Below are 16,224 nucleotides of genomic sequence, written 5' to 3'. Positions count from 1 at the left end.
GACGGGCTGATTTTGCTGGCCTGTGCCGAAGAGGTGCGGGACGCGCTGAGTAATGCCGGCCTGCGTTGAGAGGTGCCGGCGGTCAGACCCCCGCAGGTGCGCGGATGCGCAGGGCCTCGAAGGCCGTGCGGACCCTGGTTCTCAGGGCGTCGATCTCGTGGCGTTGGGTGCGGTGGGCAGCTACCGCCTGGTCGAGGGTGCGGTGGCGGAAGTGGATGGTCTGGCCGGGGCGGACCTGGCCCAGGGCGGACAGGCCGGTGGCGGTGACTACGGCGAGGACGGGGTAGCCGGCCGTGACGCCGCGGCCGCGGTGGAGGACGAGGAGTTCGTCGCCCGCGGGTACTTCGACGGCGCCGATGGGGACGCCGCGGGAGAGGATCTCGCCCTGGGTGACGCGGCGGGGTACCGCGCCCTGGAGGCGCAGGCCGATGTGGTTGCTTCGCGGGGTGACCGTGAAGGGGGCGTCGAACAGGCGCCGGCCCGTGTCGCTGAACTCGGCCCGGTCGGGGCCGTCGGTGACGTCGATGGTCCAGCTGGTGGGGAACGGGGGGACCGGCGCCTTCAGGCGGAACAGGGGGATGCGGGAGAAGGGGTGGTCGATGGGCGGGCAGGCCGTGCGCAGGGTGAGTTCGTCACCGGCGCTCAGGGTGGGGCCGAAGCCGAGGATCGTGTCGGGGGCGCAGCTGCCCTGGAGGTAGTCGGCCTCGAACGAGCCGAGCACGGCCAGGTAGACGCGGAGGCCTCGGTGGATGCCGGTGATCCTGATGGTCTCGCCGGCTCGGACCGGGACCGGTTCCCACTGCGGGCGTACGACTCCTTCGACGGTGACCTCGGCGGGGGCGCCGGTCACCGCGATGAGGATGTCGGCGGAGGGGACGCACGCGAAGTCGAGGGCGGTGATCTCCAGCAGCGGGGCCCGGTCGTGGTTGCCGCACAGGACGTTGGCGACGCGCGCCGAGTGCTGGTCGGCGGCTCCGTTGGCGGGCAGGCCGTAGCGGGAGCGGCCGACGCGGCCGAGGTCCTGGACGGTGACGATGCCGGCGGTGCGGATGGTGAGGGTGTCAGCCATGGCGCACCACCGGGTCCGTACAGTCCGCGAGGCTCAAGTCGGCGTAGTCGTCCCACTGTTGGGGCTCGATGGGGCGGAAGCGGAAGGTGTCGCCGGGGCGGTACGCGGTGATCGGGTCGCTGTGCAGGTCGAGGACCCGTACCGGGGTGCGGCCCAGGAGCGGCCAGCCGCCGGGTGAGGGCATCGGGCAGATGACGGCCTGGCGTCCGGCGACGGCGATCGAGCCAGGGGCGACCTTCGTGCGGGGCGAGGCCAGGCGCGGTACCGGTTTCGGGAAGGGCGGGCCGTCCGTCATCGGGGCTCCGGCGGGGGCGCCGAGGCAGCGCACCGTCAGGTCGGAGCCGGAGTGCAGGGCGATGATCTCGCCCTCGGTCAGGCCGAGTTGGGCGGCGACCTCGGGGAGGTCGGGGCCGTACTCGCCGCCGTAGACGACGGGGACGACGAAGCGGCGCGGGGGTGTGGTCGGGGCGGGGTGCGGGCCGAGGCGGGCCGCCTCGTGGGCCAGGACGCGGCGGACCGTGTCGTGGTCGGTGGCGGCGCAGTCGAACTCGACGAGCAGGGCGTCGTAGGTGGGCACCACGTCGTGGACGCCGGTCAGTTGGACCGCGTTCAGGGCGTCGGCGAGGGCGTGGACGAGCTGCCAGGCCGGTTCGGCGGCGAGGCCCACGGCCTTGGCGACCAGGGCGGAGTCGCCGCAGTCGGCGATGGTCACGTTGGCGTTCGCCTTGAGGCAACTGCCGTTCGTGGTGGGCCCGTTCACGATCGGGCCGTCCGCGAGGAGGCTGTTCATGTCGGTCACCCCTTGCCGCTCAGGACTTTGTCGAGGGAGGTGATCTCGACCCCGGCGGCGAGGAGTTGCTCGCGGATGCGGTCGGCCAGGGCGATCGCGCCGGGGCTGTCGCCGTGCAACAGGACGGTGTCGCAGGCGACTTGGACGTCCGTGCCGTCGGCGCTGCGGATGACGCCCTCGGTGACCATGCGCAGGGTGCGCCGGGCGACCTCGTCGGGGTCGTGGATCACGGCGCCGGGCTCGGAGCGCTGCACGAGCGTCCCGTCGGCGCGGTACGCGCGGTCGGCGATGCCTACGATCCCCACGCGCAGGCCACGGGCACGGGCCGCGTCGGCCAGCTCGCCGTCCTGCGCGAGGACGATCAGCGACTCGTCCAGGGCTGCTACGGCGTCGACGACGGCACGGGCGTAGTCGGCGCGGACGGCGACCAGGTTGCCGAGGCGGCCGTGCGGGGCGACATGGTGCACCTGGGTGCCGTGGGCGACGGCGAAGGCCTGGAGGGCGCCGATCTGGTACAGCACGTCCGTGCGGACCTCCTCCGGCGTGAGGTCCATCGCGCGGCGGCCGAAGCCGACCAGGTCGGGAAAGCTCGGGTGGGCGCCCACGGCGACCTGCTTCTCCACGCACGTCCGCACGGTGGCGTCCATGATGCGTGGATCACCGGCGTGGAATCCGCAGGCGACATTGGCGGACGTCAGCAACTCCAGGAGGGCGGCGTCGTCGCCCATTGTGTACGCGCCGAATCCCTCGCCGAGATCGGCGACGAGATCAACCATGGGAGTCATGACGTCCTCCGGGAGGGAATGCCGGAAAGGGGGAATTCCGGGACGGGGAATTCTGGATGACAGATGCCAGCACGTCTTCGTGACACCGGGAACGGAGAATGTTCCGGGGCGGGTGTTCCTGTCTGGATGTTCCGGTCAACTTATTCCGCCGGTCGCGTGATCGCCAATATGCGTTCGGTCTGGCGTTATCGCGAACGGCTATGACTCCCCTCACAGCCTCCACCCGTCGGGGCTGTGCTTCGGGGTGAACGCTCCCTACGATGAGGCTTCGCTCCATCTGGAAGGCCCCGCGCAATGGACACCAGGCGTCTCTACTCGTTCATCAAGATCATCGACGCGGGGAGCATCACGCGCGCGGCCGACATCCTGCACATCGCCCAGCCGGCGCTGAGCCAGCAACTGTCCGCCCTGGAGGCACAGTTCGGGCAGCAGCTGCTGATCCGCAGCAAGCGCGGGGTCGCCCCGACCGAGGCGGGCCGCGCCCTGTACCTGCACGCCCAGCTCATCCTCCGCCAGGTGGACCTCGCCCAGGCCGCCGTCGACGTCTCCGGCCGAGCCCCCGCAGGCAGCGTCTCGGTGGGCCTCGCCCCGTACAGCCTGGGCGCGGCCCTCGCACTGCCCCTCCTGAAGAGCGTCCGCGAGCGCTACCCGGACATCCTGCTGCACATCAACGAGAACTTCGGCGGCGTGATCAGCGAGGCGATCATGACGGGCCGCATGGACATGGCCTTCATCTACGGCGCCGGGCCGCTCCGGGGTGTCCAGTTCGAGCCCGTCCGCACCGAGGACCTCTACCTGATCGGCGCGCCCGGCGACGCGGCGCCGCCGGGGCAGGGCGAGGTGAAACTGGCGGAGCTGGCCGGCCTGCCCTTGCTGCTGCCCAGCCGTATCCACACGATCCGGCAGGTCGTGGACGCCGCCTTCCAGCAGGCCTCGCTCCGGCTGAACGTGGTGGGCGAGGTCGAGTCCGCGCTGACCCTCGTCAACGCCGTGGACGCGGGCATCGGCGCGACGGTCCTGCCCTGGTCGGCGGCGCGCGCCATCCTCGACGTCCGCGAGCTGTCCGTGCGGCGGATCGTGGAGCCCGTCATCTCGGTGAAACTGTCCGTGGTGACCTCGGACAATCAGCCGCTCTCGGAGCCCGCGCTGGCCGTGCACGACCTGTTCCTGGAACTGATCGACACCGACAGGAATAAGGACGACCAATAGCGTCACACGAATCCGCTATTTGTTTCCGGTGACCGCCGCGGCTAGCGTCTTCCGAATAATCCGCCCGGCCGGTAATGCACGGCGGTACATGGCTGTACTTAGCTGTACATGGCTCGTCACTGGAGAAGAACATGAAGAATCGTGTCCTCGTCACCCGTGAAATCCTGCCCGGCGAAGGCCTGCGACGCCTGTCCGAGAGCGCGGAGCTGGTGGCCTGGCCCGGTGCCGCCAAGCCCGAACCCGCCGACCTCGCCGCCATCGCCCCCGGTGTGAGCGGTGTACTGGCCCTCGGCAACGACCCCGTGGACGCCGCCCTCATGGACGCGGCGGGCCCCTCCCTGCGCGTCATCGCGCTGGCCAGCATGGGCTTCGACAACGTCGACCGCGCTGCCGCCGCCGAGCGCGGCATCGTCGTCACACACACGCCCCGCGTCCTCGCGGAGACCACCGCCGACCTCACCTTCGCGCTGATCCTGGCCGCCCGCCGCCGCCTCGGCGCGGCGTCCGCGAGCCTCGCGGACGGCTCCTGGGAACTGTTCCGGATGCACGACTATCTCGGCCTGGACGTCCACGGAGCCACCCTCGGCCTGGTCGGCTACGGCCAGATCGGCCGCGCGGTCGCCCGCCGCGCCCACGGTTTCGGGATGCGCGTGATCCACCACGACCCGTACGCGCCCGACGACGACCTGTCGACCTCGGTGGGCCTGGCCGCGCTGCTGGCCGACTCCGACGTCGTGTCGCTGCACGTGCCGCTCACCGACGAGACCCGCCATCTGATCTCGGCCCGCGAACTGGCCGCGATGAAGCCCACGGCCACACTGGTCAGCACCTCGCGCGGCGGGGTCGTGGACGAAGAGGCCCTGTTGGACGCCGTCCGTGAGGGGCGCCTGCACTCCGCCGGGCTCGATGTCTTCGAACGGGAGCCGATGGGAACGGAGTTGTCCCCGCTGGTGGCCGAGCCGAACGTGGTCACGCTGCCGCACATCGGGTCGGCGACCGAGGCGACCCGGGCCGCGATGGTCGACCTGGCGGTGGACAACATCCTCGACGTGCTGGCCGAACGGCCCGCTCGTACGCCCCTTCCCGGCAGTTCGGCGGTGGCGGGCACGCCGGTCGGCAGCTGAACGCGCCAGTTCACCCCGCTTGGGTGCTGCTGAGGCCGGCCCACTGCAACAGGAACCGCAGCGCCTCCTGCGAGGGCGAGTCCGGTGGGGCCGTGTACGCGACGAGGAACTGATCCGGGTGCGTGTCGACGGTGAACTGCTGGACGTCCAGGGTGAGTTCACCGGCGACCGGATGGACGTACGTCTTGGTGAGTTGCCGCGGTCCGCGGACCTGATGCTCGGCCCACCAGGTGCGGAAGTCCGGGTCGCGGGCGCCGAGTTCGGCGATCAGGGTGTCAAGTGCCGGGTCGTGCGGGGTGCGGCCCGCCTCCATGCGCAGCACGGCGACGCACTCGCGGGCGGCCCGGGGCCAATCGGCGTACAGCGCCCGGAAGTCGGCGTCCAGGAAGGTGAGCCGGATCAGGTTGCGCTCGGCCGGGGGCACGGCGCCGAAGTCGGTCAGCAGGGCCGTGGCCGCGCGGTTCCAGGCGAGGACGTCCATGCCCCGGTGCAGCACCATCGCGGGGACGTCGTGCATGGTGTCCAGCAACTGCCGTAGCCGTGGGGCGACTTCGGAGCGGCCGGGTGGCCGGGTCGATGCTCCCGGCGCGACCTCGGCCAGCGTGAAGAGGTAGGTGCGCTCGTCGGGGGCGAGGTGCAGCGCGTCTGCGAGCGCGTCCAGGACGGCGCGGGAGCCCCGGCGGGTGCGGCCCTGTTCCAGGCGGACGATGTAGTCGACGCTCACGTGCGCGAGGTACGCCAGCTCCTCTCTGCGCAGTCCGGGGACGCGGCGCAGCCGACCGTCGTCGGGGAAGCCCGCCTGGTGCGGGTCGCGGTCCGCTCGGCGGGCGCGCAGGAAGTCGCCCAGCTCGTTGCCGGAGGGGCCGGCGGGGGACGACGCGTCACGGTCTGCCATGGCTCCAGTGTCCTCGGGTCGGCGGGGGCGTGCCTGGTACAGAACCGCATAGGCAGAGCCGTCCCTGGTGGCGCCGGGTGGGGCGGAGTGACGGTGGGGGCATGGCCGTAGAACCGGCTTCCCTCTCCTCCTCACCTCCGACTGGAGTGCATCCCATGCGTACCGATGTCACCTTCCTCAGCGCGGGCCTGAAGCTCGCCGGTCATCTCCACACCCCGGACGGGGAGACGCCGGGGGTGCCGCGTCCCGCGATCGTGGTCGGGCATCCCGGCACCGGGGTGAAGGAACAGGCCTCCGGTCTGTACGCCCGCCTGCTGGCCGAGCGCGGGTTCGTCACGCTCGCCTTCGACGCCGCCCACCAGGGTGAGAGCGAGGGCGAACCGCGCGGTCTGGAGGATCCGGGGCAGCGGGTCGAGGACCTCAAGGCCGCCGTCTCCTTCCTCGGCACCCTCGACGAGGTCGACCCCGGCCGCATCGGGGCGCTGGGCATCTGCGCCTCCGGCGGCTACGCCCTGGCGGCGGCCGCGACCGACCCGCGGATCCGGGCCGTGGGCGCGGTCAGCGCCGTAGACATGTCACGGCAGTTCCGGCTCGGCGCGGACGGCGCCCAGGACCCGGCCGTCGTAGCGGGCATGCTGGCCGCCGCCTCCGCGGCCCGTACCGCCGAGGCCCAGGGTGCGGACGTCCAGCGGTTCCCGGTCTTCCCCGCCACCGAGGAGGAGGCACGTGCGGGCGGTCCGCATGTCTACGACGGTTGGGAGTACTACTGCACTCCGCGCGCCCAGCACCCCCGCTCGGCGAAGTCCCTGACCTGGACGAGCGTGGATCGCATCGCCGCCTTCGACACGTTCGCGACCGTCGCACTGATCGCGCCGCGACCCCTGCTGCTGATCGTCGGGCGGGCCGCGGTGACGTCCTGGATGAGCGTGGAGGCGTTCCAAAAGGCCGACGGACCAAAGGAGTTGGCGTGGATCGAGGGCGCTTCGCACGTCGACCTCTATGACAAGGACGCGTACGTGACGCCCGCCGTGGAGAAGCTGGACGGCTTCTTCGCCGCCCACCTGACGGCGTGATCCACCTGGTGCTGTGATCCAGTAGACAGCGAAAACTACACAAGTAACTTGGCAAAGTTGCTTGTGTAGTTTTACGTTGGATCCATGACCACGAACCCCCCGCCGCAGCAGCAGTCCGTCGCGACCGCGCAGCGGCTCAACGACGCGATGACCCGGCTGCGCGCACGGCTGCGCTCGGAATCGGGGCAGCATGCGACCGGCCTGACCCTCACGCAGCTCGGCGTGCTGGCGAGTGTCGTACGGGAGGGACCGGTCACCGCCGCGCGGCTGGCCGCGCTGGAGCGCGTCAGCGCGCAGTCCATCGCGCAGAGCCTGGCCGTGCTCAAGGCCGCCGGGCTGGTCCGCAGCGAGGCCGACGCGCAGGACGGCCGCAAGAAGCTGATGAGCGCCGACCCGTCCGCGACCGAGCTGGTCGAGAAGCTGCTCGCGGGCCGCGCCTCCTTCCTGGCCCGGGCCATCGACCAGTTGGTCGCCCCGGACGAGCGCAAGGACGTCGAGAAGGCCATCGAGCTGCTGGAGCGCCTCGCCACGACCGAGCTGAACGACGTCGGCATATGAGGACCGGGACCGACCGTATGAGGACGGGCATATGACGACCGGCACCGGCAAGGCCGCCGGACCGGCGCGCGAGATCGCGCGCAAGCCCTTCGCGTGGACCTTCACGACCCCGCTCTATGTGGGCGCCGGCCTCAACCCGGTCAACAGCTCCATCATCGCGACCGCGCTGGTGCCGATCGCCACCGAACTGCACGTCGCGGTCGGCAGCACCGCCGTCCTCGTCTCCTCGCTCTACCTGGCCAGCGCGGTGGCGCAGCCCACCGCCGGCAAGCTGGCGGAGGTGCTCGGCGCGCGGCGGATCTTCCTCTTCGGGATCGTCCTGGTGCTCCTCGGCGGGGTCGTCGGCGGCCTCGGCCAGAACCTCGCGATGCTGACCGTGGCCCGGGTCCTGGTCGGCATCGGCACCTCGGCCGCGTTCCCCTGCGCGATGGTGCTGATCCGGCGCCGCGCCCAGGACGCCGGCCTCGACGCCCCGCCGGGCGGAGTGCTCGGCGGCATCGCGATCGCGGGCATGGCCACCGCCGCCATCGGCCCGCCGATCGGCGGACTGCTGGTCGGCGCCGCGGGCTGGCGCTGGGCCTTCCTGATCAACATCCCGGTGACTTTGGCCGCGATGGTGATGGCCGTGCGCTGGCTGCCAAAGGACCCGCCGCTCGACCGCGCGGACAACGGTTTCCGCAGGGTCGCCGACCGGATCGACCTGCCCGGCATCCTCGGTTTCGCCGTGACGATGACCGCGCTGGTCATCTTCCTGATGGGCCTCCCCCGCCTCGGGTGGACCGCGCTCGCCGTCTTCGTCCTGGCCGCTGTGCCCACGGTCTGGTGGGAGCTGCGCAAGCCGGCACCGTTCTTCGACTTCCGCGGCCTCGCCGCCAACACCGCCCTCACCCGGACCTATCTGCGCCAGGCGCTCTCCCTGCTCGGCACGTACACCGTGATGTACGGCGTGACGCAGTGGATGGAGGCCGCGCACGGGCTGTCCACCGTGACGGCGGGACTCCTGCTGCTGCCGATGGGCGCCGTGTCCGCGCTCCTCTCACGCCCGCTCGCCAGCCGCAATCTGATCCGCGGCCCGCTGGTCGTCTCGGCGGTGTCCATGCTGATCGGCTCGGCCGGGATCATGCTGCTGAACTCGCACAGCCCGGCGATCGCGATCGTGCTGGTCTCCCTGATCTTCGGCGTCGCCTCGGCGACCACCACCGTCGGCAACCAGACCGCCCTCTATCTGGAGGCGCCGCCGGACCAAATAGGCACCGCCTCCGGCCTGTTCAGGACCTTCGGCTACCTCGGGACGATCACCTCAGCCGTGATCGGCGGCATCGTCTTCCGCGCCGGCGTGACCGACCACGGCCTGCACGTCCTCGGCCTCGTCCTGGTCGGCGCGGGCCTCGCGGTCCTCCTGCTGACCGTCCTGGACCGCCGCCTGATGGGCCGCACCCCCAAGACCACCTGACCGCCCCAGTAAGAACCCCCCTCAAGGAGAATTTCGCGTGAGCACCCCCTCCCTCCCCACGATCGCCCCCGAGCGCACCGCCCTGCTGGTCATGGACTTCCAGAACGGGATCGTCCCCATCGCCCCCGACTCCGACGCCCTCGTCGAGCGGGTCAAGGACACCATCGCCGAGGTCCGCGCGACCGGCGGCGCCATCGGCTACGTCCGCGTCGCCTTCACCGAGGACGACTGGTCGGCGGTCCCCGGGACCAACAAGTCCTTCAGCGCGGTCGCCGCGGCGAAGATGCTGCACCACGAGGACGACGCAACCCAGATCGACGCGCGGATCACCCCCGAGGACGGCGACATCGTCGTCCGCAAGATCCGCTACGGCTCGGGCTCGACCACCGATCTCCACGAGCAGTTGAGCGACCGCGGCATCGACACCCTGGTGCTCGCCGGCATCAGCACCAGTGGCGTGGTCCTGTCCACGGTCATCGACGCGGCCGACCGCGACTACCGCGTCTTCGTCCTGTCCGACGGCGTCGCCGACCCCGACGCCGAGACCCACCAGGTGCTGGTCGAGAAGGTGTTCCCGTCCCGGGCCCACGTCATCGACACCACGGTTCTACGACAGCTGCTGCGCTCCGCCTGACACGGGGCTCACGCCGGTGCCCCGGGCGGCGTCGCCGTCGGCGTCCCGGGGAAGACCACACGGAGTTTCCGCACCCGCCCGCCCTGGCGGAACATCAGCCAGGCCAGGGTGGGCGGGCAGGGGTTGGAGATACCGGCGGGGTTGACGGCCTCCATCTCCCAGATGGCGATGTCCCGGCTGGCCACGACATGGCGCAGATGCTGGGTCACGCCCTTGTCCCGGGTGCTCCGCATCGCCGGAAAGGGATGGAGGCGTCCGCCCTCCTTGTTGAGGACGCCGACCAGTTCGGTCTCCGCGGGCCACAACTCCAGGATCTCCGGGGGCAGTTGGCCGCGCATGGCGCCGTCCAGCGTGACCTCGGCCTCCTGCCGGCTGTCCTCGGTGAGCGCGGAGGCGTCGTCGTGGCCCCCGGCCGCGGTCGACAGCAGGACCTTGGCCATCTTCGCCCGCGCCTGGTTGAGCCGGCTGCGCACGGTGCCGACCGGCACCTCGCAGACCTCGGCGATCTCCTGGTACGAGGTGATCCCGCTGAAGTGCCGCAGCATCAGCACCAGCCGCTGCTGCTGCGGCAATTCCTCCACCGCGTCCCAGATCCAGTCCCGCATCGCGTGCTGCTCGACGACCCGCTCCGGATGCGAGGGCTCATCGTCCCGCACATACACCTGCTCCAGCGCGTCGAGCCCGGGCAGCTCCCGCACGGCCCGCAACTTCATCCGGGCCGCGTTCCGCACGATCGCCCGCAACCACGCCCCTACGGCGGCAGGCTCCCGTACGTCACCGATGCGCCGCAGCGCGGTCAACGCGGCTTCCTGTACGGCGTCCTCGGCATCGGGGCCGTAGCCGAGCAGGCTCAACGCGACGGCACGCATGGGTGCCTGATGACGCGTCAGCAACAGACCCAGGGCATCGGACTCGCCGGCCTGGGCCCTGAAGGTGAGTTCCTCATCCGTGGGGTGGTCGAGGGGCACCATGAAGCCTCCATGCGCACACATCACAAGCCCTGGGCCACTCCGGGGAGTTGGGCTCATGCTCCGGGGACCCCACTTCTCCCACCCGCCGATGAACAGGAGATGGACCCCACGTGTCGGACCGAGGGGACCCTTGTCGAGGAAGATACGCCGCTACGGCTCCTCGTCGGGCCCCCTCGGCCAGGTCGGCCGAGATCTCGGTCAACCTGCCCTCGTATCAGGCCTGTTCGGCGGGTCAGTCCTATTCGGCGGCCTCGGGCTCGGGGAGCCAGCTGCCATGGAAGCCGGACGGGACCGGGTACGGCAGTTCCACGACCGCCTGCACGGAGAGGTCGGCGGCGTCGAGGACGAGGAGTTCACCGGCCGCCCCGTTGTCGTCCGAGACGAGCGACATGAGCCAGCCCGCGTCCTCGTCGGTACCGTCCGACGCCGGTACGAAGACGGCCTCGCCGGAGTAGCGGCTGCCGGGTGTCTTGTGGACGTCACCGGTCTGGCGCTCCAGGTCGTGCTTGGCGATGCCGTCGCCGTTGACCGTGTAGAGGTAGCGGTTCCGGCGCCCGGTGAGGGTCTCGTTGTGGGTGGGGAACTCGGCCTCGCGGTCGTCCAGTTGGGTCTCGGTGACGCGGCCGGCCACCGGGTCCAGGGTCCACCGGTACAGGACGGAGGGGGCCTGGGTGTGGCCCGGCTCGCGCACCCCGACCTGACCGTTCGGCGCACCGGGGACGCTCGGCGTGCTCTGCCCGGCGGGTCCGCCGATGTCGCCCCAGACCTTCCGGAACCCGGCGTCGTCGTAGCGCACGGCGTCCAGCACCACACGGCCCTGCGCGTCCTCGTAGGCGTTGCCCACATGGAAGACGTAGCAGGGGTCGACGTCGAGCCACCGCACGTCGGTGGAACCGTGCTCGCGGGACATGATCCCGATCCGCGCGCCGTACGCCTCGGCCCACCGGTAGGGCATGCCGCCACGCCCGGCCAGGGTGTGGTCGAAGACGACGGGCAGGTCCATCCACACGATGTGGTGCTCGGTGATGGCGAAGTCGTGCATCATCGTCGGCCCGGGCACGTCGATCGGCCGGCTGTCGAGCAGCTCGCCCTCCGGGGTGACCCGGTGGTAGGTGAGGTAGGGCGGCGCGAACCCGGTCCCGAACAGGTGCAGTTCGCCGGTGACCGGGTCCTCCTTGGGATGCGCGGTCATCGCGGTGGTCAGCTTCCCGCCGAAGTCGTACGGGCCGACGGTCTCCAGCTCCGGGGTGACCCAGTAGGGCAGGCCCACCTCGCACAGGGCGAGGACGGTGTCGGCGTGCCGGATCACATGGGTGTTGGCGGGCACCGCGGCGAGGTCGACGCTGAAGTCCTCGCGGACGAAGGGGTGACCCTCCAACTCCCTCGTCTTCACCCACCTGTTGCGGTACCACTCGGCACGGCCGCCGCGCAGCCGGATGCCGTGCAGCATGCCGGGCCCGGTGAACCAGTGGCCCCGGTCCTCGCCGGGCAGCGGGTTGGGGCCGTTGCGCAGATAGCGGCCGTCCAGGTCGGGCGGGAGGGTGCCCCGCACGGTGAGCTGGGCCGCGGTGTACTCCTCGGGGACCGGCGCGAAGCGGCCCTGGAGGTAGAGGGGAACGGGTGTCTCGTTCTCGGTCGTCATGCTGCTTTCCTTAAAGGTTCTGTGGCTCCAGGCGCCCGAACACCCTTGGTCCGGGCCGGAGTTGGCCAGGCGCCGGCCGCGGCGGCGGACGCTGATGGCGCGCGTCCGCCGCCGCGGTGGTGGCGGCCGTGCTGAGCGCCGCGGCCGCCACGACAGTCGACGGAGGGAGAAGGATCGGGCGGCTCAGGCGGTGGTGCCCGACGCCGCCTTCTTGATGAACGCGGCGACCTCGGCGGGCCTGGACACGTACACGGCGTGGCTGCCGCCGGTCTCGGTCACGGTCGCGCCGGCCCGCTCGGCCATGAGGCGCTGGGCGGGCGGCGGGATCATGCGGTCGTCGGTGGCGACGAGGTAGAAACTGGGCTTGGTCTGCCAGGCGGGCTCGGTGACCGCGCCCGCCAACGCGTCCACGCCCCACGGCACTTGGGAGTCCGCGAGGAACTGGGCGTCGGCGGCGGGCAGGTCCCCGGCGAAGGACGCGGCGAACTTCTCCCGGTCGAGGAAGAGGAACCCGTCGACGGGCGGCAGGATCGGCGGAACCGGAGCCCCGGGCGGCGGGTCGGCGATGAGGGTGTTCACCGACTCGCCCTTGTCGGGCGCGAACGCCGTGACGTACACGAGCGCTGACACGTTCTCGTGGGTGCCGGCCTCGGTGATCACCGCGCCGCCGTAGGAGTGTCCGACGAGTACGGTCGGGCCGTCCTGGGCGTCGAGGACCCGTTTGGTCGTGGCGGCGTCGCCTTCGAGGGACAGCGTGGGGTTCTGGACGACGCTCACGTGGTAGCCGTCGGCGCGGAGCGCGTCGTAGACGCCCCGCCAGCCCGATCCGTCGACGAATCCGCCGTGCACGAGGACGACGTTCTTTGCGATGCTCACGATGCGCCAACTCCTTTGTGGGGTAAGTGCTTTGGTGCTGAGAGGTCAGGCAAGTAGCCGGACGGGAACGGCCGTCACTGAACGGCCCGCACCGACGGCTGGGTCTGCGCCGGTGCCTGCGCCAGCGCCACGAGGCGGGCCTGGGCGCGGGCGGGATAGACCTTCGTGAAGACGGCGGGGGCAACGAGGCCGACGACGTGGGCGGTGATGCCGACCCAGGCCGGGGCGTCCACCGCGCCCGCGATGGCCAGGCTGACGGCGATGAAGGTGAAGCCGGCTCCCCAGGCACTGGTGACGTAGTTGTTGACCTGGACGAACTCCGGCATGTCCCAGTACTCGCGCGGGGTCTGCCGCTTGGCGATGCCCAGCGTGAAGGGGCTCCGGACCACCAGACTCCCCCAGGCGGTGCCACCCAGCCAGACGAAGGAGATGACGTCGGTGTGGCCGGCCAGCGACGAGTCCGGCCTGACGACGGAGACGGCGCCGATCACCACGAAGTAGGCGAGGGTGCTGAGCTCCAGCACGAGCGCGTCGAAGCCGACCCCGCGGCGACGGTCGTTCAGCATCATCAGCAGCCCCGTGACGAGACCGCCGAGCGCGCCCCAGCGCCAGTCGAAGGACGAGAGGACGCCGGCGACGATCCAGGGGGCGAATCCGGGCAGATAAGCCAACATTGATTGTTTCCTCGGTGGATGGGAGTGGACGCCGACTAGATGCACGGCGGCCCTCGAAGTTCGAACCTTGCAATGTGATGCCGATCACACGGTCGGCGGGCACCCAGGACCACTAACCGGATAGCTCTATCCACTTAATGTAGGGTGGTGAGCATGACCTGTCGAGAGGAGTCGTGATGGGAGTTCCGATGTCACGCAAGATCTGGCTTCCCCTGGGGGCCGCCGTCCTGGTGCTGAACGCGGTGCAGTGGGTGGTGTCCGAGGCGGTCGCCGCGGCTGCCTGGACCAACCCGGTCTACAGCTACGCCACGAACTACATCAGCGACCTGGGCGTCCCGGACTGCGGCACGAAATTCCAGGACCGCGTGATCTGCTCGCCGGACCACGCACTGATGAACACGTCGTTCATCGTCCAGGGCGTCCTGTTCGCCGCCGGGGTGATCCTGCTGGCGGTCCCCCTGCTCACGGGCCGCGCGCGCCGCGTCGTCGTCGCCCTCGCGGGCGCGCACGCGGTGGGTTTCCTGCTGGTCGGCCTGTTCCACGGCTCCGCGAGCGGCCCGGGCTACAGCCTCGGGCTGCACGTCGGAGGCGCGGCGGTCGCCATCGTGTGCGCGAACACGATCGTGATCATGGCGGGCTCGCTGAAGAGCCTCCAACTGCCGCGCGCGTACCGCGTGTTCAGCATCGCGATCGGCGCGCTCGGCCTGCTGAGCGAGGCGGGCGTGGGCGTCTCGACGAGCACGGCCGGCATCTTCGAGCGGGGCGGTGTCTACTCATGGCTGCTGTGGAGCGTCGTGACCGGCGTATCGCTCCTGGTCGGGCAGACGCGCCGGGCCACCGGGGCGAAGATGCCGGAGAATGTCCCGGCGTGAGCCCGGAAACCCCGCACCAACGCCCGCTGCGAGCGGACGCGGAACGAAACCGCCGCCTGATCATGACGACGGCCGACCGCCTGTTCGCCCGGCGGGGGGCCACGGTGCCCCTCAACGAGATCGCCCGCGAGGCCGGGATCGGCGTAGGCACGGTCTACCGCCGCTTCCCGGACCTCCAGTCCCTGGTGGACGCCCTGTTCACGGAACGCTTCACGATGTTCCTGGACCTGGCGAACAGGGCCGCGGAGCTGCCGGACCCGGCCCAGGCCCTACGGCACTACCTGCTGGCGGCGGCACAGTGGCGCTCCGAGGACCGCGCTCTGGAGGTCGTCCTGGCCAACGCCAGCCTCGACACGGGCCCCGTCGCCCGCACCCGCGACCAACTGGGCCGCCTCGTGGACGGCCTCGCCGAACGAGCGGCGACAGCGGGCGCGGTCCGCAAGGACTTCGTCAGCGCCGACGTGTACGCCTTCCTGAACATGATCGGCGCGGTCGCGGACCGCACGCACGACGTCGCGCCGGATGCCTGGCGGCGGTATGCGGAGGTGTTGATGGTGGGGTTCGGGTTGGATCCGTCGCCGGCGGAGCACACGTCGGCGCTGACGGACGACCAACTGCTGGACAGCTGGCCGAAGCCGGTGGGCGAGCAGGGCGGCCAGTAGGGGCAACCCGGGCCGAGACGCACTCGGAGCGTCGAACGAGCCTTCCGTCCACGGCCCGCTCACCGATCGGCATCCACGCACATCCCCGCCGCGAGAACGGCTGGGTGGTGCTGACCTACGGCAACAGCACCACCCGCTCCGATCCAGCACGCCGGACCGGAGCGAGTGCAAGGTTCCCCGGCCCGGTCCGTCCGGTCGGTTGGGCGGCAGGTGCCCGGCGCCGGGACCACCCGCGTCCGGGAACTGCCTGTTCGTCTAGATGTCGCCGACGTCGAGCCCGTCGATGGACGCGGTGTAGCTGGTGATGCCCCCCAGCACGCACGCTGCGCCGAGTTCGACCAGATTGCTGGTGGTGCGACCGTGGGCGCGTGCGGTGCCTCCGGCGAAGGTGCCGTCGGAGATGGAGCCGCCCTCCATGGAGAAGGACTGTGCGTCGCCGCGGAACGTCGACTGGTTGATGACCGTGCGGCTTCCGTCGTTCCAGCTGATCGTGACCTTGGCGTATCCGGGCCCGATCGGGCCCGGGCAAACGGCGGTCAGCGAGGCTTCGATCCGGACCGTACCGCCAGTGATCTTCGGGTGCGCGGCGGAGGAGCAGATGCCCAACTCACCGTTGGCGGACAGCCGCACGGTGTTCTTGGCGAACGTGATGCCGGGGTCGAACTGCACGGTGAGAGAGCCGCCGTGGCAGCTGATGTCACCGATGTCGGCCGGGTCGGCGGCCGAAGCCGGGCTGAGCGGGGACAGAGCGATCACCGCGGCGACGGCGACCGCCGCCGAAATGAGGGGACTACGCACGTGAGGGGCCTCGTTCTACTTCTGGGATGGGAGCGAACCCAAGCAGCCAACCGATCTCCGAGCACGATGGCCCGCGTCCGCGCCCGAAGCCGACTCCGCACCACCTGCATGGCGCACCCCGCAGGCCGCCGAAATCTCC

The 16,224-nt window shown here is 70.9% G+C and carries 17 protein-coding genes; 8 read left to right on the top strand and 9 right to left on the bottom strand.

Annotated features, from left to right (window positions below; all coding sequences use genetic code 11):
- Window positions 1–82: 82 nt before the first annotated feature.
- Genes OG496_RS40665 through OG496_RS40655 form a run of 3 tightly spaced genes read right to left on the bottom strand, consistent with a single transcriptional unit; the run spans window position 83 to window position 2,644 of the window.
- Complete coding sequence (locus OG496_RS40665) at window positions 83–1,069, bottom strand: biotin-dependent carboxyltransferase family protein (RefSeq protein WP_405974397.1); 987 nt, start codon at window positions 1,067–1,069, stop codon at window positions 83–85.
- Entirely contained in the window at window positions 1,062–1,859 is a 798-nt protein-coding gene (locus OG496_RS40660) for an allophanate hydrolase subunit 1 (RefSeq protein WP_405974396.1), read from the bottom strand. Before OG496_RS40660 ends, OG496_RS40665 begins: the two co-directional genes overlap by 8 nt.
- Before the next feature lie 5 nt (window positions 1,860–1,864).
- Window positions 1,865–2,644 (bottom strand): LamB/YcsF family protein, encoded by a 780-nt coding sequence (locus OG496_RS40655; protein ID WP_405974395.1) that lies wholly within the window; start codon window positions 2,642–2,644, stop codon window positions 1,865–1,867.
- A 294-nt stretch (window positions 2,645–2,938) separates the two neighbouring features.
- Between OG496_RS40655 and nac the strand changes: the two genes are divergently transcribed.
- Window positions 2,939–3,853, top strand: a complete 915-nt coding sequence (nac, locus tag OG496_RS40650) for a nitrogen assimilation transcriptional regulator NAC (RefSeq protein ID WP_366493307.1) — start codon at window positions 2,939–2,941, stop codon at window positions 3,851–3,853.
- A gap of 131 nt (window positions 3,854–3,984) precedes the next feature.
- The gene (locus tag OG496_RS40645) at window positions 3,985–4,977 is read left to right on the top strand and encodes a 2-hydroxyacid dehydrogenase (protein WP_405974394.1); all 993 of its coding nucleotides are present in this window, start codon (window positions 3,985–3,987) and stop codon (window positions 4,975–4,977) included.
- A gap of 10 nt (window positions 4,978–4,987) precedes the next feature.
- Here the strand turns inward: OG496_RS40645 and OG496_RS40640 are convergent, their stop codons facing one another.
- Complete coding sequence (locus tag OG496_RS40640; protein WP_405974393.1) at window positions 4,988–5,872, bottom strand: helix-turn-helix transcriptional regulator; 885 nt, start codon at window positions 5,870–5,872, stop codon at window positions 4,988–4,990.
- Between the two features lie 155 nt (window positions 5,873–6,027).
- On the opposite strand from OG496_RS40640, the gene OG496_RS40635 reads away from it, so the two are divergent.
- The 4 genes from OG496_RS40635 to OG496_RS40620 all read left to right on the top strand — a co-directional run bounded on the left by OG496_RS40635 (window position 6,028) and on the right by OG496_RS40620 (window position 9,590).
- A complete protein-coding gene (locus tag OG496_RS40635) occupies window positions 6,028–6,945 on the top strand; it encodes an alpha/beta hydrolase (RefSeq protein ID WP_405974392.1) in 918 nt (305 codons plus the stop codon).
- A gap of 84 nt (window positions 6,946–7,029) precedes the next feature.
- A complete protein-coding gene (locus OG496_RS40630; protein ID WP_405974391.1) occupies window positions 7,030–7,503 on the top strand; it encodes a MarR family winged helix-turn-helix transcriptional regulator in 474 nt (157 codons plus the stop codon).
- A gap of 31 nt (window positions 7,504–7,534) precedes the next feature.
- The gene (locus tag OG496_RS40625; RefSeq protein ID WP_405974390.1) at window positions 7,535–8,956 is read left to right on the top strand and encodes an MFS transporter; all 1,422 of its coding nucleotides are present in this window, start codon (window positions 7,535–7,537) and stop codon (window positions 8,954–8,956) included.
- Window positions 8,957–8,993: 37 nt separating this feature from the next.
- A complete protein-coding gene (locus tag OG496_RS40620) occupies window positions 8,994–9,590 on the top strand; it encodes a cysteine hydrolase (protein WP_366493313.1) in 597 nt (198 codons plus the stop codon).
- Window positions 9,591–9,598: 8 nt separating this feature from the next.
- Here OG496_RS40620 and OG496_RS40615 read toward each other — a convergent pair whose 3' ends face one another.
- From OG496_RS40615 to OG496_RS40600, 4 genes are all read right to left on the bottom strand, one after another.
- Window positions 9,599–10,561: an RNA polymerase sigma factor gene (locus OG496_RS40615; protein WP_405974389.1), complete on the bottom strand. Its 963-nt coding sequence runs from the start codon at window positions 10,559–10,561 to the stop codon at window positions 9,599–9,601.
- A gap of 238 nt (window positions 10,562–10,799) precedes the next feature.
- Complete coding sequence (locus OG496_RS40610; protein ID WP_405974388.1) at window positions 10,800–12,203, bottom strand: carotenoid oxygenase family protein; 1,404 nt, start codon at window positions 12,201–12,203, stop codon at window positions 10,800–10,802.
- Window positions 12,204–12,386: 183 nt separating this feature from the next.
- Window positions 12,387–13,079, bottom strand: a complete 693-nt coding sequence (locus OG496_RS40605) for an alpha/beta fold hydrolase (RefSeq protein ID WP_405974387.1) — start codon at window positions 13,077–13,079, stop codon at window positions 12,387–12,389.
- A gap of 74 nt (window positions 13,080–13,153) precedes the next feature.
- Complete coding sequence (locus OG496_RS40600) at window positions 13,154–13,753, bottom strand: hypothetical protein (RefSeq protein WP_405974386.1); 600 nt, start codon at window positions 13,751–13,753, stop codon at window positions 13,154–13,156.
- Window positions 13,754–13,941: 188 nt separating this feature from the next.
- On the opposite strand from OG496_RS40600, the gene OG496_RS40595 reads away from it, so the two are divergent.
- Window positions 13,942–14,625, top strand: a complete 684-nt coding sequence (locus OG496_RS40595; RefSeq protein WP_405974385.1) for a DUF998 domain-containing protein — start codon at window positions 13,942–13,944, stop codon at window positions 14,623–14,625.
- Complete coding sequence (locus tag OG496_RS40590) at window positions 14,622–15,287, top strand: TetR/AcrR family transcriptional regulator (RefSeq protein ID WP_405974384.1); 666 nt, start codon at window positions 14,622–14,624, stop codon at window positions 15,285–15,287. The genes OG496_RS40595 and OG496_RS40590 overlap by 4 nt, the downstream gene beginning before the upstream one ends.
- 255 nt (window positions 15,288–15,542) lie before the next feature.
- Here the strand turns inward: OG496_RS40590 and OG496_RS40585 are convergent, their stop codons facing one another.
- On the bottom strand, window positions 15,543–16,085 hold the full coding sequence (locus tag OG496_RS40585) for a hypothetical protein (protein ID WP_405974383.1): 543 nt from the start codon (window positions 16,083–16,085) through the stop codon (window positions 15,543–15,545).
- Window positions 16,086–16,224: the final 139 nt, after the last annotated feature.

It is taken from the genome of Streptomyces sp. NBC_00988 (genome assembly GCF_045162645.1).
Classification (GTDB): Bacteria; Actinomycetota; Actinomycetes; order Streptomycetales; family Streptomycetaceae; genus Streptomyces.
The sequence above is the reverse complement of the archived record's forward strand: the minus strand, read 5'-3'. Positions and strand labels throughout refer to the sequence as shown.

Bases quoted from the DNA above. Each gene is read 5' to 3' on its own strand.
- OG496_RS40665 (WP_405974397.1), bottom strand. From the start codon at position 1,069: ATGGCTGACACCCTCACCATCCGCACCGCCGGCATCGTCACCGTCCAG.
- OG496_RS40660 (WP_405974396.1), bottom strand. From the start codon at position 1,859: ATGAACAGCCTCCTCGCGGACGGCCCGATCGTGAACGGGCCCACCACG.
- OG496_RS40655 (WP_405974395.1), bottom strand. From the start codon at position 2,644: ATGACTCCCATGGTTGATCTCGTCGCCGATCTCGGCGAGGGATTCGGC.
- nac (WP_366493307.1), top strand. From the start codon at position 2,939: ATGGACACCAGGCGTCTCTACTCGTTCATCAAGATCATCGACGCGGGG.
- OG496_RS40645 (WP_405974394.1), top strand. From the start codon at position 3,985: ATGAAGAATCGTGTCCTCGTCACCCGTGAAATCCTGCCCGGCGAAGGC.
- OG496_RS40640 (WP_405974393.1), bottom strand. From the start codon at position 5,872: ATGGCAGACCGTGACGCGTCGTCCCCCGCCGGCCCCTCCGGCAACGAG.
- OG496_RS40635 (WP_405974392.1), top strand. From the start codon at position 6,028: ATGCGTACCGATGTCACCTTCCTCAGCGCGGGCCTGAAGCTCGCCGGT.
- OG496_RS40630 (WP_405974391.1), top strand. From the start codon at position 7,030: ATGACCACGAACCCCCCGCCGCAGCAGCAGTCCGTCGCGACCGCGCAG.
- OG496_RS40625 (WP_405974390.1), top strand. From the start codon at position 7,535: ATGACGACCGGCACCGGCAAGGCCGCCGGACCGGCGCGCGAGATCGCG.
- OG496_RS40615 (WP_405974389.1), bottom strand. From the start codon at position 10,561: ATGGTGCCCCTCGACCACCCCACGGATGAGGAACTCACCTTCAGGGCC.
- OG496_RS40610 (WP_405974388.1), bottom strand. From the start codon at position 12,203: ATGACGACCGAGAACGAGACACCCGTTCCCCTCTACCTCCAGGGCCGC.
- OG496_RS40600 (WP_405974386.1), bottom strand. From the start codon at position 13,753: ATGTTGGCTTATCTGCCCGGATTCGCCCCCTGGATCGTCGCCGGCGTC.
- OG496_RS40595 (WP_405974385.1), top strand. From the start codon at position 13,942: ATGTCACGCAAGATCTGGCTTCCCCTGGGGGCCGCCGTCCTGGTGCTG.